Source organism: Chryseobacterium sp. SORGH_AS_0447, assembly GCF_030818695.1.
GTDB lineage: Bacteria > Bacteroidota > Bacteroidia > Flavobacteriales > Weeksellaceae > Chryseobacterium.
On the sequence record NZ_JAUTAR010000001.1, the window covers coordinates 1,545,533 to 1,569,053 of the forward strand.

The 23,521-nt window shown below is 40.7% G+C and carries 24 protein-coding genes; 11 read left to right on the plus strand and 13 right to left on the minus strand.

Going from position 1 to position 23,521, the window contains the following annotated elements; translation table 11 throughout:
- Positions 1-15 precede the first annotated feature (15 nt).
- Positions 16-5,448, plus strand: a complete 5,433-nt coding sequence (locus QE422_RS07280; protein WP_307456315.1) for a T9SS type A sorting domain-containing protein — start codon at positions 16-18, stop codon at positions 5,446-5,448.
- 106 nt (positions 5,449-5,554) lie between these two features.
- Here QE422_RS07280 and QE422_RS07285 read toward each other — a convergent pair whose 3' ends face one another.
- Entirely contained in the window at positions 5,555-6,589 is a 1,035-nt protein-coding gene (locus QE422_RS07285) for an exo-alpha-sialidase (protein ID WP_307456317.1), read from the minus strand.
- A gap of 10 nt (positions 6,590-6,599) precedes the next feature.
- Entirely contained in the window at positions 6,600-7,184 is a 585-nt protein-coding gene (locus QE422_RS07290; protein ID WP_307456319.1) for a hypothetical protein, read from the minus strand.
- A 109-nt stretch (positions 7,185-7,293) separates the two neighbouring features.
- Between QE422_RS07290 and QE422_RS07295 the strand changes: the two genes are divergently transcribed.
- Positions 7,294-7,809: a DUF255 domain-containing protein gene (locus tag QE422_RS07295; protein ID WP_307456320.1), complete on the plus strand. Its 516-nt coding sequence runs from the start codon at positions 7,294-7,296 to the stop codon at positions 7,807-7,809.
- Between the two features lie 49 nt (positions 7,810-7,858).
- On the opposite strand, the gene QE422_RS07300 is transcribed toward QE422_RS07295, so the two are convergent.
- The 3 genes from QE422_RS07300 to QE422_RS07310 form a co-directional block, all read right to left on the minus strand.
- Positions 7,859-8,254 carry a hypothetical protein gene (locus tag QE422_RS07300; RefSeq protein WP_307456322.1) on the minus strand — a complete coding sequence of 132 codons (396 nt, stop codon included), beginning with the start codon at positions 8,252-8,254 and terminating at the stop codon, positions 7,859-7,861.
- A 258-nt stretch (positions 8,255-8,512) separates the two neighbouring features.
- Positions 8,513-8,869, minus strand: a complete 357-nt coding sequence (locus QE422_RS07305; RefSeq protein ID WP_307456324.1) for a hypothetical protein — start codon at positions 8,867-8,869, stop codon at positions 8,513-8,515.
- 17 nt (positions 8,870-8,886) lie between these two features.
- Positions 8,887-9,036, minus strand: coding sequence for a hypothetical protein (locus QE422_RS07310; RefSeq protein ID WP_307456326.1), 150 nt, complete (start codon positions 9,034-9,036; stop codon positions 8,887-8,889).
- 213 nt (positions 9,037-9,249) lie between these two features.
- On the opposite strand from QE422_RS07310, the gene QE422_RS07315 reads away from it, so the two are divergent.
- From QE422_RS07315 to QE422_RS07335, 5 genes are all read left to right on the plus strand, one after another.
- Complete coding sequence (locus QE422_RS07315; protein ID WP_307456328.1) at positions 9,250-10,263, plus strand: nucleoid-associated protein; 1,014 nt, start codon at positions 9,250-9,252, stop codon at positions 10,261-10,263.
- Positions 10,264-10,297: 34 nt separating this feature from the next.
- Positions 10,298-10,486 (plus strand): hypothetical protein, encoded by a 189-nt coding sequence (locus tag QE422_RS07320; RefSeq protein ID WP_307456330.1) that lies wholly within the window; start codon positions 10,298-10,300, stop codon positions 10,484-10,486.
- Between the two features lie 138 nt (positions 10,487-10,624).
- Positions 10,625-12,817, plus strand: coding sequence for an ATP-binding protein (locus tag QE422_RS07325; protein ID WP_307456332.1), 2,193 nt, complete (start codon positions 10,625-10,627; stop codon positions 12,815-12,817).
- 26 nt (positions 12,818-12,843) lie between these two features.
- Complete coding sequence (locus QE422_RS07330) at positions 12,844-13,395, plus strand: biliverdin-producing heme oxygenase (protein WP_307456334.1); 552 nt, start codon at positions 12,844-12,846, stop codon at positions 13,393-13,395.
- A gap of 150 nt (positions 13,396-13,545) precedes the next feature.
- Positions 13,546-14,472, plus strand: coding sequence for a malate dehydrogenase (locus QE422_RS07335; RefSeq protein WP_307456335.1), 927 nt, complete (start codon positions 13,546-13,548; stop codon positions 14,470-14,472).
- A gap of 58 nt (positions 14,473-14,530) precedes the next feature.
- Here the strand turns inward: QE422_RS07335 and QE422_RS07340 are convergent, their stop codons facing one another.
- Both QE422_RS07340 and QE422_RS07345 read right to left on the minus strand, forming a co-directional pair.
- Complete coding sequence (locus QE422_RS07340) at positions 14,531-15,169, minus strand: hypothetical protein (RefSeq protein WP_307456337.1); 639 nt, start codon at positions 15,167-15,169, stop codon at positions 14,531-14,533.
- A 382-nt stretch (positions 15,170-15,551) separates the two neighbouring features.
- The gene (locus tag QE422_RS07345; protein WP_307456339.1) at positions 15,552-16,094 is read right to left on the minus strand and encodes an NAD(P)H-dependent oxidoreductase; all 543 of its coding nucleotides are present in this window, start codon (positions 16,092-16,094) and stop codon (positions 15,552-15,554) included.
- Positions 16,095-16,189: 95 nt separating this feature from the next.
- Between QE422_RS07345 and QE422_RS07350 the strand changes: the two genes are divergently transcribed.
- Positions 16,190-16,564 carry a helix-turn-helix domain-containing protein gene (locus tag QE422_RS07350; RefSeq protein ID WP_307456341.1) on the plus strand — a complete coding sequence of 125 codons (375 nt, stop codon included), beginning with the start codon at positions 16,190-16,192 and terminating at the stop codon, positions 16,562-16,564.
- A gap of 42 nt (positions 16,565-16,606) precedes the next feature.
- Here the strand turns inward: QE422_RS07350 and QE422_RS07355 are convergent, their stop codons facing one another.
- The 3 genes from QE422_RS07355 to QE422_RS07365 all read right to left on the minus strand — a co-directional run bounded on the left by QE422_RS07355 (position 16,607) and on the right by QE422_RS07365 (position 18,369).
- Positions 16,607-17,143 (minus strand): GNAT family N-acetyltransferase, encoded by a 537-nt coding sequence (locus QE422_RS07355; RefSeq protein ID WP_307456342.1) that lies wholly within the window; start codon positions 17,141-17,143, stop codon positions 16,607-16,609.
- 10 nt (positions 17,144-17,153) lie between these two features.
- Positions 17,154-17,498: a hypothetical protein gene (locus tag QE422_RS07360; RefSeq protein ID WP_307456343.1), complete on the minus strand. Its 345-nt coding sequence runs from the start codon at positions 17,496-17,498 to the stop codon at positions 17,154-17,156.
- A gap of 97 nt (positions 17,499-17,595) precedes the next feature.
- The gene (locus QE422_RS07365) at positions 17,596-18,369 is read right to left on the minus strand and encodes a hypothetical protein (RefSeq protein WP_307456345.1); all 774 of its coding nucleotides are present in this window, start codon (positions 18,367-18,369) and stop codon (positions 17,596-17,598) included.
- 93 nt (positions 18,370-18,462) lie between these two features.
- Between QE422_RS07365 and pafA the strand changes: the two genes are divergently transcribed.
- On the plus strand, positions 18,463-20,109 hold the full coding sequence (pafA, locus tag QE422_RS07370; protein WP_307456347.1) for an alkaline phosphatase PafA: 1,647 nt from the start codon (positions 18,463-18,465) through the stop codon (positions 20,107-20,109).
- Between the two features lie 185 nt (positions 20,110-20,294).
- On the opposite strand, the gene QE422_RS07375 is transcribed toward pafA, so the two are convergent.
- Positions 20,295-20,891 carry a Crp/Fnr family transcriptional regulator gene (locus QE422_RS07375; protein ID WP_307456349.1) on the minus strand — a complete coding sequence of 199 codons (597 nt, stop codon included), beginning with the start codon at positions 20,889-20,891 and terminating at the stop codon, positions 20,295-20,297.
- Between the two features lie 346 nt (positions 20,892-21,237).
- Here QE422_RS07375 and QE422_RS07380 point away from each other — a divergent pair, with 346 nt between their 5' ends.
- Both QE422_RS07380 and QE422_RS07385 read left to right on the plus strand, forming a co-directional pair.
- Positions 21,238-21,762, plus strand: a complete 525-nt coding sequence (locus QE422_RS07380; protein ID WP_307456351.1) for a transposase — start codon at positions 21,238-21,240, stop codon at positions 21,760-21,762.
- Positions 21,750-22,589: an IS3 family transposase gene (locus QE422_RS07385; protein WP_307462308.1), complete on the plus strand. Its 840-nt coding sequence runs from the start codon at positions 21,750-21,752 to the stop codon at positions 22,587-22,589. Before QE422_RS07380 ends, QE422_RS07385 begins: the two co-directional genes overlap by 13 nt.
- A 52-nt stretch (positions 22,590-22,641) precedes the next feature.
- Here the strand turns inward: QE422_RS07385 and QE422_RS07390 are convergent, their stop codons facing one another.
- On the minus strand, positions 22,642-22,947 hold the full coding sequence (locus tag QE422_RS07390; protein ID WP_307456353.1) for a barstar family protein: 306 nt from the start codon (positions 22,945-22,947) through the stop codon (positions 22,642-22,644).
- Positions 22,944-23,483: a Zn-dependent protease gene (locus QE422_RS07395; RefSeq protein ID WP_307456355.1), complete on the minus strand. Its 540-nt coding sequence runs from the start codon at positions 23,481-23,483 to the stop codon at positions 22,944-22,946. The genes QE422_RS07390 and QE422_RS07395 overlap by 4 nt, the downstream gene beginning before the upstream one ends.
- Positions 23,484-23,521: the final 38 nt, after the last annotated feature.

Here is a 23,521-nt window from a genome sequence, read left to right on the forward strand (position 1 = left end):
TTAAATATATTAACAATGAAAAATTTTTATTCTACAATCAGAACGCTGGCGAAAACAGTCGTCATAGCAGGAGCGTCGTTACTGGGATATGCCCAGGCGCAGACGACGCTTTCTCCAGGAGGAATAGCATTTACCTCTTATGATTCGAGTTCTACTTCGGTAGATGTGTTCTCATTTGTATTGCTTGCTCCTATTTCAAGCGGCACACAAATAAGCTTTACCGACAGAGGATATCAGGGAGGAAGTGCATGGCAGACAGCCGGATCTACTGAGTCTGCAGTTACATGGACCAGTGGTACCGCATTGCCGGCCGGTACTGAAGTTTATATTTCAGCGTTGTCGGCCTCTGTTTATAACCCTTCAACAGGCACATCTTTTTCCAATGGTACCGTAGCGCTTACCGACGGGACATCCTCCAACGGATTGGTTTTATCATCTGTTGGTGACCAGATCATTGCATTTCAGGGAGGAAATGGAAGTGTAACAGGAGCTAATGTGACCTGCATTGCCGGTATCAATTATTTCTATACAGCAGGATCTACAATAGCTGCATGGAATAGTGATGCGGTTGGAAGCCCTAACGCATCGTTAATGCCACCGGGGCTTACGGGAGGAACAAATGCATTCTATACAGGACCGGTATCGGGTGTCACAGTGGCCAGATCAGGAAAGTTTAATTGTACAGGAGTGCCAACCTCAACTGTTGCCAATATAAGAACAGCGGTTATGAATGTTGCCAATTGGACACTTAGTACTGCTGCGGGATCGCAATATTCTGGATGTACTTTTCTTGCGAGCAGTCCGGTCATTACGGCTAACCCTGCCAACCGGACGATCTGTGCTGGAGGTACCACTACATTTACAGTCAGTGCTTCCGGAGCAAGTTCTTACCAATGGTATCAGAATTCAGGTAGCGGATTTATTGCTTTAACCAATACCGCTCCTTACTCAGGAGTGACAACCAGTACATTGACTATTACCGGAGTAACTGCAGCAATGAACGGTTACCAGTACCGTGCTGTGGCAACTGGTTCCGGGTCAGCAACTTCCAATGCTGCCGGATTAACGGTGATAAGCATCAGTACTACGGGCAGCAAGACCGATCTCGCTTGTAACGGCGGTTCCAATGGTTCTGCTACTGTAGTACCATCAGGTGGTGTAGCGCCTTATTCTTATTCATGGGCGCCATTTGGAGGTACTGCAGCTACGGCTACCGGTCTTTCGGCGGGAACCTATACCGTAACGGTAACGGATAATTCAGGATGCCAGACCACAAGAACCTTTACCATTAATCAACCTGCAAGTGCGGTAAGCGGAACGACAGTAGTAACCAATGTAGCATGTAACGGAGCTTCTAACGGAGCGATCAATTTAACACCAGCGGGTGGAACTGCACCTTATACTTTCAACTGGGGTGGCGGAGTTACCACAGAAGACAGAACAGGTCTTGCTGCCGGAACCTACACGGTAATTATTACCGATGCGAATGGATGTACAGCAACCGTAAATGCGACAGTAACCCAACCAGTTTCTGCGATAAGTGGAACTACGGTAGTAACAAACGTTGCCTGTAACGGAGCTTCTAACGGGGCGATCAATTTAACACCAGCCGGTGGAACAGCACCTTATACTTTCAACTGGGGTGGTGGAGTTATCACCGAAGACAGAACAGGTCTTACTGCCGGAACGTATACGGTAATCATTACTGATGCGAATGGATGTACAGCAACCGTAAATGCGACAGTAACCCAACCGGCTTCTGCGATAAGCGGAACTACGGTAGTAACGAATGTTGCTTGTAACGGAGCTTCTAACGGGGCGATCAATTTAACACCAGTCGGTGGAACAGCACCATATACCTTCAACTGGGGTGGCGGTGCTACCACCGAAGACAGAACAGGTCTTGCTGCCGGAACGTACACAGTAGTAATTACCGATGCCAACGGATGTACAGCAACTGTAAATGCGACAGTAACCCAACCAGCTTCTGCAGTAAGCGGAACGACTGTTGTAACCAATGTAGCTTGTAATGGCGCTTCCAACGGAGCGATCAATTTAACACCAGCGGGTGGAACAGCACCTTATACTTTTAACTGGGGTGGCGGTGTTACCACAGAAGACAGAACGGGCCTAGCTGCCGGAACGTACACAGTAGTAATTACTGATGCGAATGGATGTACAGCGACAGTAAATGCTACGGTAACCCAACCTGCAAGTGCAGTAAGCGGAACGACTGTTGTAACTAATGTAGCTTGTAATGGGGCTTCTAACGGCGCAATCAACTTAACACCAGCCGGAGGAACAGCACCATATACTTTCAACTGGGGCGGCGGTGTTACCACAGAAGATAGAACGGGCCTAGCTGCCGGAACGTACACAGTAGTAATTACTGATGCGAATGGATGTACAGCGACAGTAAATGCGACAGTGACCCAGCCAGCTTCTGCAGTAAGCGGAACTACAGTAATAACCAATGTAGCTTGTAATGGGGCCTCTAACGGAGCGATTAACTTAACGCCAACGGGTGGAACAGCACCATATACCTTCAATTGGGGTGGCGGAGTTACCACAGAAGACCGAACAGGTCTAGCTGCCGGAACGTACACAGTAATCATTACCGATGCCAACGGATGTACAGCAACCGTGAACGCAACGGTAACGCAGCCTGCAAGTGCAGTAAGCGGAACGACTGTTGTAACCAATGTAGCTTGTAATGGCGCTTCCAATGGAGCAATCAACTTAACACCAGCCGGAGGAACGGCACCTTATACTTTCAACTGGGGTGGCGGTGTTACCACAGAAGATAGAACAGGTCTTTCTGCCGGAACGTACACAGTAGTAATTACTGATGCAAATGGATGTACCGCGACTGTAAGCAGAACAGTAACACAGCCTACAGCTCTTGTTGCAGCTACTTCCCAGACAAATATTGCATGTAATGGTGGCGCAACAGGAATAGCAGGTATTACCGTTTCAGGCGGAACAGCACCTTATACATATTCTTGGTCTCCAACAGGCGGAACAGCGGCAATAGCTACCGGCCTTTCTGCCGGAACTTATACAGTGACTGTTACTGATGCTAACGGATGTACTTTATCCAGGAATTTCACAATTACCCAACCTGCCAGCGCAGTGAGTGGCACGACAGTAGTAACCAATGTTGCGTGTAACGGAGCTTCTAACGGAGCGATTAACTTAACGCCAACGGGTGGAACAGCACCATATACCTTCAACTGGGGTGGCGGTGTTACTACAGAAGACAGAACAGGTCTTGCTGCCGGAACCTATACGGTAATCATTACCGATGCCAACGGATGTACAGCAACCGTGAACGCAACGGTAACGCAGCCTGCAAGTGCAGTAAGCGGAACGACTGTTGTAACCAATGTAGCTTGTAATGGCGCTTCCAATGGAGCAATCAACTTAACACCAGCCGGAGGAACGGCACCTTATACTTTCAACTGGGGCGGTGGAGTTACCACCGAAGACAGAACAGGTCTTGCTGCCGGAACGTACACAGTAGTAATTACTGATGCGAATGGATGTACTGCAACCGTAAATGCTACGGTAACCCAACCAGCTTCTGCGGTAAGCGGAACGACTGTCGTAACCAATGTAGCATGTAACGGGGCTTCTAACGGAGCAATCAACTTAACACCAGCCGGTGGAACAGCACCATACACTTTCAACTGGGGTGGCGGAGTTACCACCGAAGACAGAACAGGTCTTGCTGCCGGAACGTACACAGTACTAATTACTGATGCGAATGGATGTACTGCAACCGTAAATGCTACGGTAACCCAACCAGCTTCTGCGGTAAGCGGAACGACTGTTGTAACCAATGTAGCATGTAACGGGGCTTCTAACGGAGCGATCAACTTAACACCAGCCGGTGGAACAGCACCATATACTTTCAACTGGGGCGGTGGAGTTACCACAGAAGACAGAACAGGTCTTGCTGCCGGAACCTATACAGTAATCATTACTGATGCTAACGGATGTACAGCGACAGTAAATGCAACAGTGACCCAGCCTGCTTCTGCAGTAAGCGGAACTACGGTAATAACTAATGTAGCGTGTAACGGAGCTTCCAATGGAGCGATCAACTTAACACCAGCCGGTGGAACAGCACCTTATACCTTCAACTGGGGTAGCGGAGTTACCACAGAAGACAGAACAGGACTTACTGCCGGAACGTATACGGTAATCATTACTGATGCGAATGGATGTACAGCAACCGTAAATGCGACAGTAACCCAACCGGCTTCTGCGATAAGCGGAACTACGGTAGTAACGAATGTTGCTTGTAACGGAGCTTCTAACGGGGCGATCAATTTAACACCAGTCGGTGGAACAGCACCATATACCTTCAACTGGGGTGGCGGTATTACCACAGAAGACAGAACAGGCCTTGCTGCCGGAACGTACACAGTAGTAATTACTGATGCCAACGGATGTACAGCAACTGTGAATGCTACGGTAACCCAACCTACAAGTGCAGTAAGTGGAACTACGGTAGTTACGAATGTAGCTTGTAACGGAGCTTCCAACGGAGCGATCAACTTAACACCAGCGGGTGGAACAGCACCATACACTTTCAACTGGGGTGGCGGTGTTACCACCGAAGATAGAACAGGTCTTGCTGCCGGAACGTACACAGTAGTAATTACCGATGCGAACGGATGTACAGCAACCGTGAACGCAACGGTAACGCAACCGACAGCACTTAGTGCAACTACATCACAAATCAATGTGGCTTGTAATGGCGGAGCTACAGGAACAGCAACGATTACAGTGACGGGCGGAACAGCACCTTATATTTATTCTTGGTCTCCATCAGGAGGTACCGCAGCAACAGCATCAGGATTATCTGCTGGGACCTATACGGTAAACGTTACTGATGCTAAAGGATGTACTTTATCAAGAACATTTACTATTACTCAGTCGGCTCCTGTGGCAGCTCCTACCGGCGCAGCATCACAAAATTTTGCTCCGGGAAGCACACTGACGGCTTTAGTGGTAACAGGTCAGAATATCAAATGGTATGCATCAGCTTCAGATGCGCAGAACCATGTAAATAGCCTGCCGCTTACTACAGCTTTAGTAAACAATACTACCTATTATGCGACGCAGACATCCGGAACTTGCGAATCAACGGCTTATCTTGCTGTATTGGCGATCAACAGTACGCTTGGGGTAGTGGATAACACGAAATCGAAGTCACAGCTTCAGATTTACCCTAATCCTGTGAGGGATATTCTGAATTTCAGCGGAACGGAAACCATCACGAAAGCAGTAATTATTGCAGCTGACGGAAGATTGGTAACTGAAAAGAAACTGAAGTCCGGAGAAAGAAGTATTGATGTTCAGGCTTTACCTCAGGGAATGTATCTGATCCAGGTGTTTACAGGAAACGGTATGCAGACTTTTAAATTCATCAAGAAATAATTTTCATGCTTTTTTAAATCATGGTTAATACCTGATTATAACAGGAGGGACTGGCTAAATTTAGCCAGTCCCTTTTATTTATGGCAATTACTGTCTTGTGGCTGAATTAAAATTTCAGAACCCAGTGTTTAATATTCACCCGGTTATAAGTGTACGTAATATGCACCCATCCTTTTTTATCCTTAAAAATAGTAGGATAGCTGAATTCTCCTTTTTGCTCGTCCTCAAGAGACATGAGGTCCTGCCAGTCGATACCGTTATAAGAATAAGCAAGGCGTAATTTCGTACGGCCTTCCCACCATTCTTTACCGGGAAGCTCTGGATTATAGACAATCAGGAAAAAATCTTTATACGAGATAGCATCCGTTCCGGAATTGGGATTGGCAAGGCGGGTTGCCGATAATGCAGACCAGTTTTTCCCATGGTTTTTAGACCATGAAGTGGCGACTACCCCTTCCTTACTTCTGCAAAGTACCTGCAGCCTTCCATCTTTATGCATCAGAATGCTGGGCTGGATCACATTGAATTTTGAGGAAGGATCGATAGGATAAGACTTCCAGGTCTGCTGATGATCTTTGCTGATTTCCACGTGTGCCATCCATCGGTTCTCGTTAAGCTCTGTACTTGAGGGTGAAATAATTTCGCCGTTGGGCAGCTCGATCGGTTTGTTTTTAATGGGTCCCAGGATACCATTGGGCAGGCGCTTTGCTTCACTCCAGGTTTTGCCGTTGTCTTCCGAGGTTTTTACCATTCCCCACCATTCCCGAGGATTTGGTCCGACTTTATAGTATAAATACATCGTTTTCTCATTCTTTGCCCTGAACAATACGGGATTCCAGCAGGGATACCGAAGAGAGTCGCTTAAACGTCCGTCCGCCCATATTTCGGGTTGGCTCCATTTCTTTCCTTCCGAACGGATTCCCCAGATCGCCACTTCCCGGCTGCCTTCATGAGGACCGCCGAACCAGCCAGCCAATAGTTGTCCATCAGCAGCCTGCGCAATGGTGGAGGCATGGCATTGCTTAAAATAAGAACCTTCGGTAAAAAGAAATTCCTTTTTTAGAACCTTCGGAGAAGAAATTTGGGCGAAGCTTTCTGTAACGGCCAGAAGCCAGAGTACGAAGAATAAAGGTTTGTTCATTTACGGGTATTTATTGATTGGCTTTAATCTGAAAAGAAGGTTTTTGAGCATCTATTTTCTCAATCGCTTTTATATAAAATTCTACATTTTCCTGATTGAGCTTTCTGTATCCATGTTTATTGATGCTTTGCAGCTGAGCTCTAATGAAACCGTCCGTCTTCTCCTTTAATAAAGAATCTCTTAATGAAATAATTCCCTTTGCTGAATAAAGCTCCCGTTTCATATGGTCCGCAATATTTTCTTCTCTTCCCATACAACCATCTTTATATTGTATAATCAAAGGGTGACGGAGATAATATTCGTAAATTTCCGGAAACCTTTTATCATTTCTTTTCATAAGTTCCTGGCCGGAATACAATTTCAAGGCATTGCTTCCATTCTTTGCCAGATAATACAGGTCGTTTGAACTGGCAACTTCTGAAAGCTTTTGGAAGTAACCATAGAGGACACTCTTATCTCCGCCGATTCCGATGTAGGGAGATTCTGCATAAGAGAATGTTTCTAAAGGTTTTGCCAGAACTTTGGCCTTCTTAGAAATCTGAGCATTACCAATACCAATGATAACCAGGAAGAATAATGAAATTTTTAATTTCATAGTTAGGGATTATCCTGCAAAAATAAAAATTCTTTAGTTGTGAAGTTAATTTATTGCTAAAATTGATTTTTATGCCTTGGAAAATATTACATTCGTAAAAAAATTCAATATGAAATTTTCGAAAATACTTCTACTTACAGGATTATTACTGTTTCAATTAAATTTTGCTCAGGAGAAAGCAGAGGTTATCCTAAAAAAAGCATTGACAGAGGCCAAAGCCAAAAACAAGAATGTATTGCTGATGTTTCATGCTTCCTGGTGCAAATGGTGCCATGTGATGGAAAAAAATATGAACCTGCCCGAAACAAAGCCTGTATTTGAAAAAAAGTTCGTTACGGCTTATGTGGACGTGCAGGAAATGGGGGATAAGAAAAAGCTTGAGAATCCGGGAGGAGGAGAATTGATGAATAAATATAAAGGTACGGATGCCGGACTTCCGTTCTGGTTGATCCTGAATCCAAAAGGAGAGGTCCTTGCCGATTCATTTAATGATAAAAATGAAAACCTGGGTTGTCCTTCTACCGCGGAAGAAGTAGATGTTTTTGCAGCTAAACTGAAAAAGACCTCAAAAATGAGCGATACCGAACTTCAAACAATCAAGACGGCTTTTACGAAGAAGAATTAAGCAAAACGGCGAAACCTTTGGTTTCGCCGTTTTGAATTTCAGAGTGTATTTATTTTCCGAAGAATATTTTGTCCTGTTGCTGCTGATCGTTGTAGATCAACTGAAAGGTTACTGGCATATATTGATACAAAAGCTTCCAGTGCGAAATTTTAGCACGCTTTTTAAAGCTTTCAAAAGATCTTACAAAAAGATTTTCGATGATATCCTTTACATAAGAATCTCCGTTTTTATAAATCATCTCCATCAGCTTGATGTGATGGGCAATGATGTTTACTTTCGATTCCTGCAGGAGCCTTTTCAGATAATTGATGGTGGATTGGATGATTCCTGCAAAATTATCCTGTACAGACAATTGGGTGATTTCGGTGCGAAGTGGTGCATAGAAAAATTTTAAATATTCGGTCGCTATTTTCTGATTAATAGTCTGCATTTGTACGTTCATCATAATTAAATTTTTCAAAGTATCTGTACTGTGGCTAAAACCGTACCAAAGTCTATAAAACTGCTGCAAAAACAAAAACTCCTATGATAACAGCGATATGAGTAGCTAGAATCTCAATATTATGTTTGTTGGTAGAGGTTTGGAAGGTTTTCCAGTCAGATATTTTGCGTATTTTGGATTTCATAAATAATTGATTTTGAGTAGATTTATTTTTAAAAATTTTTACATTTTGTAATAAAGCAAGTAGAAAATGTAATATGATTAAATGCTATGGCTGTAAATCTGCCGTGCATACACTTTCTGCAATTCGGGAGAAAGACGGCTGAAAATCATGTCGCGGTATTCCTTACTGCAGAATGCCGTGCAGTTGTCAAGCGAATAAATAAAAGAATTTTCTATGGCATCTTTTACCATCCGGTCACCTTGCTCATACAAGTCATCCATCTTTTGAAGGCATTTGAAAAGGCAGTCGGTATTATTCTGTCGGATCATCACCTTCATTTTATCGGTTAAGAATTCAATAATCTCGTAAGGGCTTTGGATGGTGGTCTGTTTGAGATCGTCGCAGATTTCCGGAATCGCAACGGTAATTTCCTGTGTGGCTTGTAAGTAATTCATATATTTTGTGGTTTGGTTTAAAAAATTCTTATTAATAAACTGATTATGGCGATAGCGATCAATATAAGAAGAAGCAGGTGGTAAGGCCTCAGCCATTCCGGGGTTTTCGGACCTCTGGTTCTGAGTCTTCTCAGCGTATCAATCCTGTTTAAGGTTTTCAAATCCATGATCTGTATTTTAAATGTTCACAAGCATAATGCCAAATTCCGTACCTGTGAGGGGTGTTTTATTATATGTTATTGAAATTCATTTAGTTGTTAATTAGATCTTTGCCGAGAGAAAGAAAATATCCTTTCAAAATGAGATGGTTTTTATCAGAATGAAATTATCCTGATTGTCTGATATAATTAATATCTTTGCAGTCCAAAAATATTCAGGAAATGTTTTCAAAAATCGTAGTACACAGAGTAGGAAATAAAATCAACGGAGAATCATTAATTCTTTCGCAGGAAGAGCTGCAGCTGGAAGAAGGAATGGCAGAAATGCTGGAGAACTATTTTTTAGGTTCTTTCAAATCGGAAGAGACTTTTCATTTTTACAGTGATTCCTATCTGGTGAATAATCCGGTATACAGCTCGGTTTCTGAGATTTTTGATGACAAGGCAAAATTCATGTGGGAGGCCGAAAATATTGCCAAGCACCTTTTTGAAGCAGCCGAAAACCCGCGCGTTCAGGGTGGGGAACTGTTTATTGTTTATTTTGAAGACGAAAGGGAAGGAACCGAAAGGGTAGATAAAATCGGGATCTTTAAAACCGAAAAAAGAGAATCTTTCCTGAAAATTTCGCCTCAGGAAGAAAATTTTGAAATCGAAAAAGACCAGGGAATCGGTCTGTCTAAGATTGACAAAGCAGCCCTCATCTACAACAATGATAAGGAGACCGGATATGTGCTTTCCGTGGTGGATAACAACAAAAACGGTGATATGTACTACTGGTTTGAAGATTTCCTGAAGGTGAAACAGCGGGACGACGAATATTTTCATACGCAGGAAGCCTTAATGGTTTATAAAGATTACATCACGAAGCAGCTGCCCCAGGAATTCGAAGTTTCAAAGGCCGATCAGGCAGATTTCCTGAACAAGTCCATCAATTTCTTTAAGGAAAAAGAAGAATTCAAGCTTGACGAATTTGCAAGCGAAGTATTGGGGGATGAGCACGTGATCGAAAGTTTTAATAATTTTAAAACCGATTACGAACAGGATATGCAGATCAATATTGCGGAAGAATTTCCAATCAGCGAAGCTGCCGTAAAAAAAACGCAGCGGCATTTTAAAAGCATTATCAAACTGGATAAGAACTTCCACATCTACATTCACGGCGACCGGCAGAAGATCGCGCAGGGAGAAGATGAGAACGGAAAATATTATATGCTGTATTTCGATAAAGAAGTTTAAATTGGGAATCTTATCTCATCCATAAAATTATCCTTTGGAACAGTTTATAAACCTTCTCTGTTTTGCCGCCTTCCGAAGTCAAGGTATGCGCATTTTCCCTGAAACTGTTGGCGGATTCATAGCGGCAGGAGTATTGCTTAGATTAAATATGGGGCAGAAATGGAAAAAAGGCTATATTTCCATTGTCATAGACTTACACGAATTGGAAAATAAATTTCTATAAAGGCCGTATCAGTAAAGAATAATTTATTGCAAATGTCCTGAATGTGTGAATTTTTTCGTAAAACTGTGGTACTTATTTGTATAGAAAAAACATCGTACCACGAAAAAAAGAGTTATATTTGATTGGTCAAAGTATTATATGAATTTTGTAGAGTGTCATGAAGAGCCTATCCATATTCCGGGCTATATACAAAGTTTTGGTTATCTGATTGGCATTGATGCAGATTCTCATTCCATTACTTTTTTCAGCAAGAATATCGAGGATATTTTTTCTGTCGAAAACCTGAATCAGCTTTTCGGCAAAAAGCTTACTGATTTTCCCGAAAGCTTTGCAAGTATTATAGAATCGGATATTTATAGTTCTTTGCCGAAGTTTACCCGAAGAGAAAACGAAACCTATTACGATAAAATTTTTATCAGCGGACAGGAATATCATTTCTCCGTTTTTAAAAGCAAGGACATTATTTTTCTTGAATTCGAAAAGGTATTGCTTAACCCCAATAAAAGAATTTCCAACAAGTACGACAACTTCTACATCATTGATGATTACCAGGAAATCTGGGATCAGCTGCTGACTACTTTATCAAAAATCGTGAACTACGACAGGATGATGATCTATAAGTTCTCTATGGACGGATCCGGGAAAGTAATTGCCGAGAAAAGCAATGAAAACCTGGAAAGCTACCTGGGGCTGCATTATCCTGAAAATGATATCCCGAGACAGGCAAGAGATCTGTATCTCAAAAAGAGAAAAAGGATTTTCAGCAATGTGTATTCGGAAACGGTTCCTCTTTTAAGCAAATCTCATGAAACCATAGATCTTACCTATTCTGCTTCACGCGGAATGTCGCCGATTCATGGGCAATATGTAAAGAACTCCGGGGCTTCTTCCAGCTTCAGTATTTCCATTATTATCGATGATCAGCTCTGGGGGCTGGTTACCTGTCAGAACGTAGAGCCTAAACATATCGATCTGGAAGACAGGGTTCAGGCCGGGATTTTTACGGCATTGGCGTCTAACGCCTATTCTTCGTTTAAATCGAAAAATGAATTGAACTACCGTCTGGAGCTCAATGGAAAGATGGCTTACCTGAAAACGGAGTTTTTAAAACATAACAATTTATTCAATTCGCTGATTGATAATAAGGCGCAGATTAAAAAACTTCCTGAAGCGGACGGGCTGGCTATTATTGCCGATGAAACCATCGTTACGGAAGGAAATGTGCCGGGACGAGATACTATTCTACGAATCATTAAGTGGGCGCACGCTCATACCGAAGATGATATGTACCTGAGCCGCAGTTTCCTTAAGGATCACGGTGCAGAACTAGATTTGACCGAAAATGCAGCCGGAGTCGCCATTTATTTTATCGAAAGAAGTAAAAATAATCTTGTGATCTGGTTCCGTAAGGAATTCGACGAGCATATCGATTGGGCCGGAAACCCGGAGAAAAAGATAGGCACCATCTCCCAAAATGGAGAAGAACGGCGGATTGTTTCACCTCGTACTTCTTTTCAGCTATTTACCGAAAACATCAAAGGAAATTCTAAAAGATGGGGATCGAGAAATATTACTGCTTTGCAGGCGATTAAAGACCTTATCCTTGAAACTTCCCATAAAAACTATAATACGATCAAAAGGCTCAATGACGAGCTGAAAAAAGTAAACGAAGAGCTCGACAGTTTTTCATATACCATTTCCCATGACCTGGGAACACCGCTTACGGTGATGAAGCTTAATGCACAGATGCTTTTGAAAAGCCTTACCGACGAATCGGATAAAAGCCGGAACAAGATCAATTCCATCATCGAGGAAATCGACAATATGGCGGAAATGATGAATGATGTTCTGCAGCTCAGCCGTGCCAAACACAGCGAAATCCAGCTGGAAGCCCTGCATACCGTTAATATTATCGAGAGAATTTCGCAAAATGCAAAAATCACTTTCGGAAGTCCGAGAAGTGAAATTATTATCAAGGCCTGTCCAGATGTTCTCGCAGATAAAACGATGCTTCACCAGGTGTTCTTAAATATCATCAACAATGCCATTAAATATTCTTCCAGACAGGAAAACCCGCGGGTGGAAATCGAAGGAAGCGATGAGGGCGATCAGGTAATCTATAGAATTAAGGACAACGGCATCGGAATTCCTGAAGAAAACAAGCACCAGATGTTCAAGATCTTCAACAGGATGGATAATGCAAAGAAATTCAAAGGAAATGGGGTAGGACTTTCCATTGTACACCGGATTATGAGAAGATTGGGCGGAAGCGTAGATTATGAAAGCGATGCCAACGGCACTTGTTTTATTTTAACATTTAAAAAGCCTTAGATTGAGGCATTTTCAGAATTTTTATTATGGTATCTGAATATCTTAAGCAACATACGGCAGAATATCACGACGCTGCCGAAAAACTTTTTAATTCAAAAAAAATATTCAACAAAACATTCACGCTTGAAGATTACAAAAAGATCATCGGGACCAATTACCTGATGCTGCTTCATTCGGAAGATCAGATTTTCAGCAGCCTTTCGGACCAGTTAGCCGAGAAACTGAATCTCGAAAACAGGAAAAAGCTTCCTCTTATTGAAAAAGACCTTGCCAGCCTCGCCCTTGAGAACAGAACGGCTGTCCACAATCTTGAATTTACCAGCGAAAACGAAGCATTGGGTGCTTTATATGTGATTGAAGGCTCTACTCTCGGCGGAAATGTGATTGCCAAACAGCTTTCCAAAACAGAGGGTTTTGATGAGGTGACGTTTAATTTCTTCGGATGCTATCAGGAAAATACGGGGCCGATGTGGAAAAACTTCAAGGAAGTCCTCGATACGGAAGTGAAAGAACAGAACTACGATGAGGTTTTGTCCGGAGCCAAAAAATTATACACGTTTTTGTTAAACGTTAATTAATTTCTTTTCAAACCTCATAAATATCGCTTTTAAAGATAATTAAATTCCTGAAAGATTGCCCAATTTTTCAGGAATTGTTAAATTTGGGCGTTCTCAGTTTAGAGCTGAATCAAAAGAAAACAAATTAAAAAAAATAATAAAAAGTAAATTATGAAAGTAACTGTCGTAGGTGCCGGCGCTGTAGGAGCGAGCTGTGCAGAATACATCGCAATGAAGAACTTCTGCTCGGAAGTGGTTTTGGTAGACATCAAAGAAGGATTTGCGGAAGGTAAAGCTATGGATTTGATGCAGACGGCATCTCTTAACGGATTCGATACAAAAATTACCGGAACAACAGGAGATTACAGCAAGACTGCAGGTTCTCACGTAGCGGTTATTACTTCAGGAATTCCGAGAAAACCGGGAATGACAAGAGAGGAACTGATCGGTATCAACGCCGGAATCGTGAAAGAAGTTACTGAAAACCTGGTAAAAAATTCTCCGGAAGTGATCATCATCGTGGTTTCCAACCCAATGGACACCATGGCTTACCTGGTACACAAGACCTCAGGTCTTCCGAAGCACAAAATTATCGGGATGGGTGGTGCGCTGGATTCCGCAAGATTCAAATACAGATTGGCGGAGGCTTTGGAAGCTCCGATCTCCGATGTAGACGGAATGGTAATCGCAGCACACAGCGACACCGGGATGCTTCCTCTATTGAGCAAAGCAACAAGAAACGGAGTTCCTGTAACAGAATTCCTGGATGCTGAGCAACAGAAATACGTTATCGAAGAAACAAAAGTAGGAGGGGCAACCCTTACCAAATTATTAGGAACTTCTGCATGGTATGCACCGGGAGCAGCTGTTTCGGTAATGGTTCAGGCAATCGCTTGCGATCAGAAAAAAATGATCCCTTGTTCTTTGATGCTGGAAGGGGAATACGGGCAGAACGATATCTGTTTAGGGGTTCCTGCGATCATCGGGAAAAACGGAGTTGAAAAAATCGTAAACGTTACCCTTACGGCAGATGAGCAATTGAAATTTGCTGAAGCTGCAAATGCAGTAAGAGAAGTAAACGGAGATTTGAAGTTTTAATTGACTGACAACGCTTTAAATATTGAAACCGCGCTCTTGGGCGCGGTTTTTATATTGTTTAATTTGAATTTCCGAACTTTTTAAAAAATTTCTCCCGTCCTTCTTTATTGTAAATATAGGGATCAGCAAAACTATTTGACCAGTCATCTTTAATTTCACTTATACTTTTATGAGTAAATTTTTCCAGCTGAGATTTTTTGACATCAATTTGGTAGGTTTTATTCCTAAATGGTAAAATAATCTTTACCTCATTAATGAAATTAAGATTTTTCATAATTCTTGCTGGACTTCCAACGAGCATCTTTTTGATAGAATCACCTGTTGACCAATAAGATTCTAGATCATTTTCTGTTAATCCGGATTGAGGATTTAGTGTCTTATACTCTTTATAATTTTTGATATAGGTAATTGTGGCTTTACCATTTTCTAATTCAACATTTTTTATTGAATTTCCTCCGTTCAGACGATAAGCCTCAATTTTAAGCTCCTCAATATCAGTTTTGTTACGAGTCTCAGGATCTATTACAGGTCCATGTTCTAATGGGGAAGATTTAATTGCAATATTTGGACTATCAATTTCTTGTGATGAAAGATTAGCACTGTCAATTTGTTTAACTTCTGCTGCAGTGTCCTTATTATTACAGCTAAAGAGAATAAGAAGGAATGGTAATGCAAAAGAAATCATTTTTGTTTTCATGGTTATTATTTTTATGTTTCAAAACTAAACAATCTTCCTGTTATAACTTTACGGAAAACCATAATCAGAATTATTCTCAACATAGTCCCACAAAAAAGAGCGGTAAGAACCGCCCTCATGAAAGAATATTATAAAGTTTATTAAATGTAAACACATCCGCAGCCTTCTTCCCAAGGCTCGCATATTCTCTTCGGTTCAAGGCATCGACCGTCGCCGCCACTGATCAAAGCTAATTCCTTACGTACTAATTTTTTTAGATTTTTCATAATACTATTGTTTTAATTTGGTGATAACGAATATACAAAATTATTTATTAATACACTTTATAGTGATTTAAAATTATTTTTTTTCATAATCACATTGCAATATTGAGTTCAGAAAATTATAATCGGCTCAACATCTCCGCCAGCTTTTTTCCCTGAGTTCTTGCTTTTACTTTTACATCTTCCTCCGTATAGCCGGCATTCACGGAAGTCCCGTGAAAATAAAAAGGCTCTACATAATTCATCTGTGTGTAATAAGCCGTCTGTTCAAGATTTTTACAGAATTCATATATCCTGAAATGATGTTCGCCCAATGTATAGTACTCACTTTCCGGAGCACCGACCGTAAAACTGGGAATGAAGTTTTTGCCTTTAAGCTTATCGCCTTTCGAACCGTAAGCAAACTGGTAGGTAAAAACCACGTCGAACCAGTGTTTCAGGATGGCAGGCATATTGTACCAGTACAGCGGATACTGAAAAACAATGTTCTGATGCTTTAATAATGCTTCCTGTTCTGCTTCTGCAGTGATGTTGTAGTCCGGATAAAGTTTTGACAGATTTCTGATTTCAAGGTCCAAACCGCTGTTTTCCAGTTCTTCGATGATGGTCTTATTGGCCAGTGATTTTTCAATATCGGGATGTCCAAGGATAAGTAATGCCATTTTCTTTATTTTTTTTACTATACAATTTATAGTTGCAAAATTATTTTGAGTCGGTTACATTTGCAATACCTATCTTATTTGATAGGTCAAAAAAAATGAAAAAGGAATGCACAGCCCATTACGTAAAAATGAATGGAAAAATGTATCCATGCTCGGTAAGCCTGGCGATGGACCTGGTAGGAGGGAAGTGGAAGACAGTTATTCTGTACCACCTGAAAGACGGTGAAAAACGGTACAGTGAGCTGCGGAAAGAATTGTTTTCGGTGACAGAGATGACGTTGAGCCTGCAATTGAAGCAGCTTGAGAAAGACGGGCTGATTTTAAGAAAGGTTTTTGGCGAAAAGCCCCCGATCAAAGTAGAGTATTCACTTACGGATTTCGGAAAGACCTTTATTCCGGTACTGGAAGCCATTACCAATTGGGGAAACCAGATTGTGGATAAAAGTGGAGAATTTGTGGATAACTTTTAAAATCCTGTGGATAACTCAAATTTTATTAAGACTCAGCAGATTTTAAAGGACTTCAAAGCTCATAAACAAAGCGGTTTCGGTGGAATCCGTATATCGCTTCGTATTGATCCCCGTAATGGCAAACCCTGCTTTGCGGTAAAAACGGATAGCGGGATAATTCGTATTCTGGGTTTCCGTTTCCACGATCCGGCATTGCAGTTCTCGGGCTCGGCGATTGATACTTTTAATAAGCATCCTTCCGGCATTCTGTCCTCTGAACGCTTCGCTTATCAATAAATGCTGAATGAACAGGCTGTTGTTCCACTCCCTGTACTCGCAGATCGCCCAGCCGACCAGCTCCTCTTCGTAAAAGGCTCCGAAAGAATGTCCCTGGTCAATAACGGTATTCAGTTCTTCTATATCCTTTGAACTTATTTCCCAGTTTTTGGTATATGGCTGATTTTTTTCCCGTAAGCTGAATTCGAAAGAAGTTCCGACTTCAATGGCGGAAACAACAAAAATTTTATCGGTGTGGTAGCCCGTCATTCCCCAAAAGTGCGTGGGATTGCCGGTAAGTCTTTCTAATCTTCTGATTTCCATGTTCAGCAGTTTATGATTTTGAGCCCGAGAAATTCCCTTTCGTCATATACAGCATGATTTGTATAACAACCAGGACGGAGATAACCACAATTCTTACCATCGCATTTTCCGATAATCTTTCCCGGATCAATTCCAGGTAGTTGATCTTCTCAATGGTAAATTCCTTCAGCCGATCCATATTGGTAAAGGCATTTACTTTTTCCACTTCAGATCCGATCTCGGCTTCGTTCAGTGTTTTAGCGACATTGATGAGATTAAGATTGCTCATCAACAGCCATCCGAAAAGCAAAATAGAAATAAAAAGAAGAAAAGGCCGCACAATATTCATGAATACGGAAGTTTGAGATTGGTACATATCGATAAATGTGTTAATTCAAATTTAAATAAAAATTTATTGGGCAGACAGCTGAAATCAATAAAATCTATATAAAAATTCTTGGGTTACATACACTTCAATAGCATTCAATTCTATCATATTGTTGATATTTAGCAACTCCAAAACCAGAGTACAGATTGAATTGATCAATCATAAGAAATTTTCCGCAAAAATTATTTTCTTCAGAAGATTTTTTTGAATTGCTTAATTTTCCGAGCTCAGCAATAAGATGAATTCTAGGATTACGGATTATATTATAATTTTTAATAATATATTGTGCCGGAAGTTTTAACTCAAAATATTCAGTCTTTTTATCATAGAATTTGTAATAACTGATAATCTTCAGGCCATCGTAAAAATAACCAATATCAAAAATAATTTTGCCATTGTCGTAAATCAATGGATAGTTTTCTGTATAATAAATTATCTCATTTTCTGTATTGAATAAAATATAACTGTCAATTTCAAAAGCATCCAGTTTGAAGATATAAAAGTTTTGCTCTTTGCCGGTCAACAATATTTTTTGCCGGTCACTGCAATAAGATATTTTTTCTGTTCTGCCACTTCCGTATTGTTCGCCACGAATACAATGGGTCGAAATTTTATCCGGAAATTTTTTCTGAAACTCCTTATAAAGTATTTTATCTTCTTTCAATGCGATTTTTTTCGGCTTCTTAATGCTGTCTTTCAATTTTCGATTATAATCATTCTGACTAATGAAGCTAAGAGTATTTCTTGTATTTGATTCTATAGTAAAGCTAAAATCATCACAATTAGGTATCAGAGATAAATTATCCTGAGCAGACAGTTTTAAAGAAACAAACAGAATTAAGAATAAAATATTTTTCATTAGTTATCATAAAAAAGAAATCAAATTTAATCAAAACTTCATATACCAAAACTTTCAAAACCCTTACATTTGTTTCCAATAAAAATTTAGTGGATGTTTAGGAAAATTTCGGTTGCGGCGGCCTTGGGCCTGTCTGTAATCACAATCAATGCACAGAAGAACAAAAACCCTCAGCTGGAAAGACCCAAACTGGTCGTAGGTTTGGTAGTGGACCAGATGAGATGGGACTATTTGTACCGTTTTTACAACAAATATGGAAATAACGGATTCAAAAGGCTTTTAAATACCGGCTATTCTTTAAATAACGTTCATATTCCTTATGTTCCTACCGTTACCGCTTTGGGGCATACCTGCATCTATACGGGTTCGGTGCCTGCCATTCACGGGATTGCCGGGAACGACTGGACGGATAAGGAAACCGGGAAAAACGTTTATTGTACGACCGACGAAAGTGTACACCCCGTAGGAACCACTAACATGAATGTGGGAAGCCATTCTCCGAAAAACCTGTGGTCGACAACCGTAACCGATGAGCTGAGGCTGGCGACTAATTTCCAGGGTAAAGTGATCGGGGTTTCTCTGAAAGACAGGGCTTCGATATTGCCGGCAGGCCATACGCCGAACGGTGCTTTTTGGTTCGACGATTCTTCAGGGAATTTCATTACGAGCACCTGGTACATGAATGATCTTCCGCAATGGATCAAGACGTTCAATGCACAGAATCTGCCGGAAAAATTGGTAGCAAACGGCTGGAATACCTTACTTCCGATCAGTCAGTATACCGAAAGCGCACCGGACAATTCGTCATGGGAAGGGCTTCTGGGAAGCGCAAAAACACCGACTTTCCCGTACAGCAATCTGGCAGCTGATTATCAGGCTAAAAAAGACAACATCCGCTATACACCTTTCGGAAATACCCTAACCCTGAAACTGGCAGAAGCAGCGATCGAAGGGGAAAAGCTGGGCGGAGACGATGTAGTGGATATGCTGGCGATCAATCTGGCTTCTACAGACTATGCCGGGCACAAGTTCGGGCCGAATTCCATCGAAGTGGAGGATGTTTATCTAAGACTGGATCAGGATTTAGCTCAGTTTTTCAATTACCTGGATTCCAAAGTGGGGAAAGGGCAGTATACAGTTTTCCTTTCTGCAGACCATGGCGGAGCCCACTCTGTAGGATTTTTACAGGAACACAAAATTACCACCGGTTTCTTTGGAGACGGAATGGATAAAAATGTCAACCAGAAACTGAAAGAAAAATTCGGTGTGGATAAGCTGATCAATGCTGTAGATAATTACCAGATTTATTTTGACAGAAAATTGTTAAAAGACAACAATATCAAGCTTGAAGACGTAGTGGATTTCACGGTGAAGGAAATTGAAAATGATCCTTCCGACCTGTATGCCGTAGCGGTAACGAAAGTTTCCGAAGCAACGATTCCTGAACCGATCAAGCAAAGGGTGATCAATGGGATCAACAGGCAGAGAAGCGGAGATATCCAGCTGATTTCCCACGATTCCATGCTTCCTCCTTACTCTAAAACCGGAACGACCCACAGTGTATGGAACTCCTACGATTCGCACATCCCGCTGATTTTTATGGGGTGGGGGATCCAGCACGGAGAAAGCAGCAAGCCTTACTTCATGACCGATATTGCGCCTACCGTTTCTTCCCTGCTGAAGATACAGTTCCCAAGCGGAAATGTAGGAAACCCGATCAGTGAAGCGATTGGAAAATAAAATACTTCTTACATAAAAATTAAATCCTTAACCGTCTGAACGGTTAAGGATTTTTTTTATGGCAAATTTAGGTTTAATGTAAATCCTGTTTAAAAAGTTTTAATGTGAATTTAGCAATAATGTGTACGGCAAAACTTCTGCATTTCTCTTCCAGCCTGTTTATCAGGTTTTTCTTCATGCTGAAATCAGATATAAATCTTGCTGTTGTCGATTTTCAGGACCTCCTGTTTTTCCATCTTTTTGATAGCGCGGATTACCGTTTCTATACGCATTCCGGTAAGGGAAGCAAGCTGCTGGCGGGTATAGGGGATCGCAAAAGAGAATTTATCCTCAAAACCGAAATGGGCTTTGATGTACCGCATCAGGATATGTAATTTCGTCACCGGGTCTTTAAAAAAGAAGGGGGCTGATGTTACAAACCGGTAATGCATCCGGTCTGCCGTGAAAGAATACAAATTGAGAATAAGCTGTGGTTGCGCCAGCAACAGATCGGTAAACCGGTTCTTTTCCAGCCGTATGATTTCACATTCGGTAATGGCAATGGCATTTACTGCATATTTCTTATCCGTAAAAAGATACGTTTCGGCAAAACAATAACCATCAAACGGGATCCCGTGAATAAATTCTTTACCGTCTTCCAAAAAGCTGCTCAATTTGACAGTGCCGGATTTTATTTGAAAATAATATTTGGGGGTGCTGTCTTCTTCGATGATAAAGTCACCGGAATGATAATTTTGCAGTTCAGCTCCATGAGAAAACAATAGGTTTTCCGAGATGATCATAGATTTTTTTTATAGTTGATTATAGAAGTTAAAATTAATAAAATAACCTATCGCCGGAAAACATAAAGGTACCACATAGATGCCCCAAAAATGTCTTATGCGGTTACATTTTAATGTTTTTGTCCGGCTTGCCGGAATTTTAAGTTAAATAAAGGGTTTTGCGAAGAAAAAATAAAAATTTGGAAGGAGGTCTATGTTTGATTTTGTTACTATTATATTCTGATCCTTTTTTATAGGAATGTATAAAAGCCGTCACTTTAAGAAAGCAATTTCAATAAATAAGAAACCCGCAAATGTGTGGACTGCCCCCAAAAAGTTAGACACTTTTTAGGGGCATTTTTTATTTATGGGAATATCAAAATATAGTTTATCATTTAAGTTGAGTTGCATAGAAAGAATTGGGAAACAAAATCTTTCGGTCCGCTCTTTAGCTCGGGAAATAGGTTTGGATGAGTCTATTATTCGCAAATGGAAAAGGTTTTATGATTTATACGGAATTCAGGGTTTACAACGCAGGAGCAACCGCTGTTATGATGTAAAATTTAAGCTCAGGGTTTTGGAAACGATGGAGTCGCAAAACCTTTCTCTAAAGCAAGCTGCTGCCAGATTCAATATCGCTGCAGAATCCAGTATTAGTACCTGGCGTGTTGCTTACGAAAAATATGGTATTTTAGGGTTAAAGAATAAACCCATAGGAAGAGCATCAATAATGAGCAATTACAAACAAAAAAAGAAAAAGTCCGGCAAACCACTGACTAGAGAAGAAGAACTGTTATTGGAAAATGAAAGACTTCGGGCCGAAATCGATTTTCTAAAAAAGTTAGACGCCTTAGCTCTCAAAAACAACAAGCAGAAGCCATCGAAGAGTTAAGGCATCAATACAATCTCTCTGTGTTGCTGGATTGTGCAGGGATGGGCAGAAGCAGTTTTTATTATCATCAGAACAGAGCTCAGAGCGACAAATATTCTGATGTAAAAGCAATGATAAAACAAATTTATCACAGGCACAAAGGAAGGTTCGGATACCGACGTATTACTTTAACAATGAAAGAAAAAGGTGTCATCATCAATCATAAAACAGTTTTGAGATTAATGAAAACGTTAGGACTGAAAAGTATTATACGGGTCAAAAGATACAAATCTTACCGGGGTGAACAAGGGAAAATAGCACCCAATATTTTAAAAAGAAACTTTAAAGCAGAGCAGCCGAACAAAAAATGGGCAACTGATGTAACTGAGTTTAATGTCTCGGGAAACAAGCTTTATCTGTCTCCGATCATCGATTTATTCAACGGTGAAATCATCAGCTATAATCTCTCAGAAAGACCTGTCTTCGCGCAGATTACAGATATGCTGAAAAAGAGCTTAAAGAAAATTAAAAATACAGAAAATATCATCTTACATTCAGATCAAGGTTGGCAATACCAGATGAAGGCATATCAAAATATCTTGAAAGAAAAAGGAATCATCCAGAGTATGTCCAGAAAAGGAAACTGTCTGGACAATGCCGTGATTGAAAACTTTTTCGGAACACTGAAATCTGAGATGTTTTATACCAAAAAGTTTAAAACAATTGATGAGCTGAAAAAAGAGATAAAACAATACATCACTTATTACAATAATGACAGAATACGGTTAAATCTAAATGGAAAGAGCCCGGTACAGTACCGAACTCTTTTCTTTAATAATATTGTTTAATTTTGTCCAAACTTTTGGGTGCAGTCTAGTGTTGCGGGTTTTAATATCATTGTTACTCTTCTTCAGCATCATCTTCATCATCCTCATACTGTTCGAGAAAATAAGTAAAGGTAAAATCTTCCATTTCGTCTTCAGCATCTTCCAGCGTGGTGAGAAGGTCCTCAAAGATTTCCAGCTGATCTACCGTCATGTTTACAAATTCGAGGTGGAGAGGCATTTCCAGCCCACCTGTAATTACATCCGAAAGGGCATCCAGATTGTCCCCGAAATACTCCGGAAGCGGAAGCTTTTCCTTGAGTTGTGCATAGAAGTCTTCATAATCCCCTATGTCTGTAAAGTCTATATATATTGTACTCATATTGAATTGAATTTCCAGTTTTTATTAATTAAAAATTGTTTGCATTTTTTACAAAAATCAGTTTCTTCATTGGTTGGGTTTTTACCTTCTGCATCTCTCATAAAGCAGGTCTTTACCGGGCAGTGTTTTAAGCCCTGCGTATGACCTAGCTCATGAATAGCTATTTTAAAAAACTGTTCGTCCGAATTGTTTTTATTTAATCTGAAACTTGAAGCAATGCATGCATTGCCAGGTCTTAATCCCAAACCCATAATTCCAAAATCTTTTATTTTACCTTTGGTAAAGCTGATATCCTTTGAGGTTAAACCTATCGTCACAAAACCATCTTTGGTATTCCTGCTTAAATATGAAATTACAGAATCTGCCCTGTAGCGTTTTCTGGGTTCATAATAAGTATTCTTTGGAAAATCAATTGGCTCCAGGATGCTGACATGTGGATACACCTTTTTGATTTCGTTGGCTAAACCTATTGCATTTTCAGATTTAAGATCTTTGAAAGGCTGGATAAGAATGGTAACTGCATGTTGATCCTTCATGATCTCCTGTTGTTTTTTTGAGCAGGAAAAAATAAAAG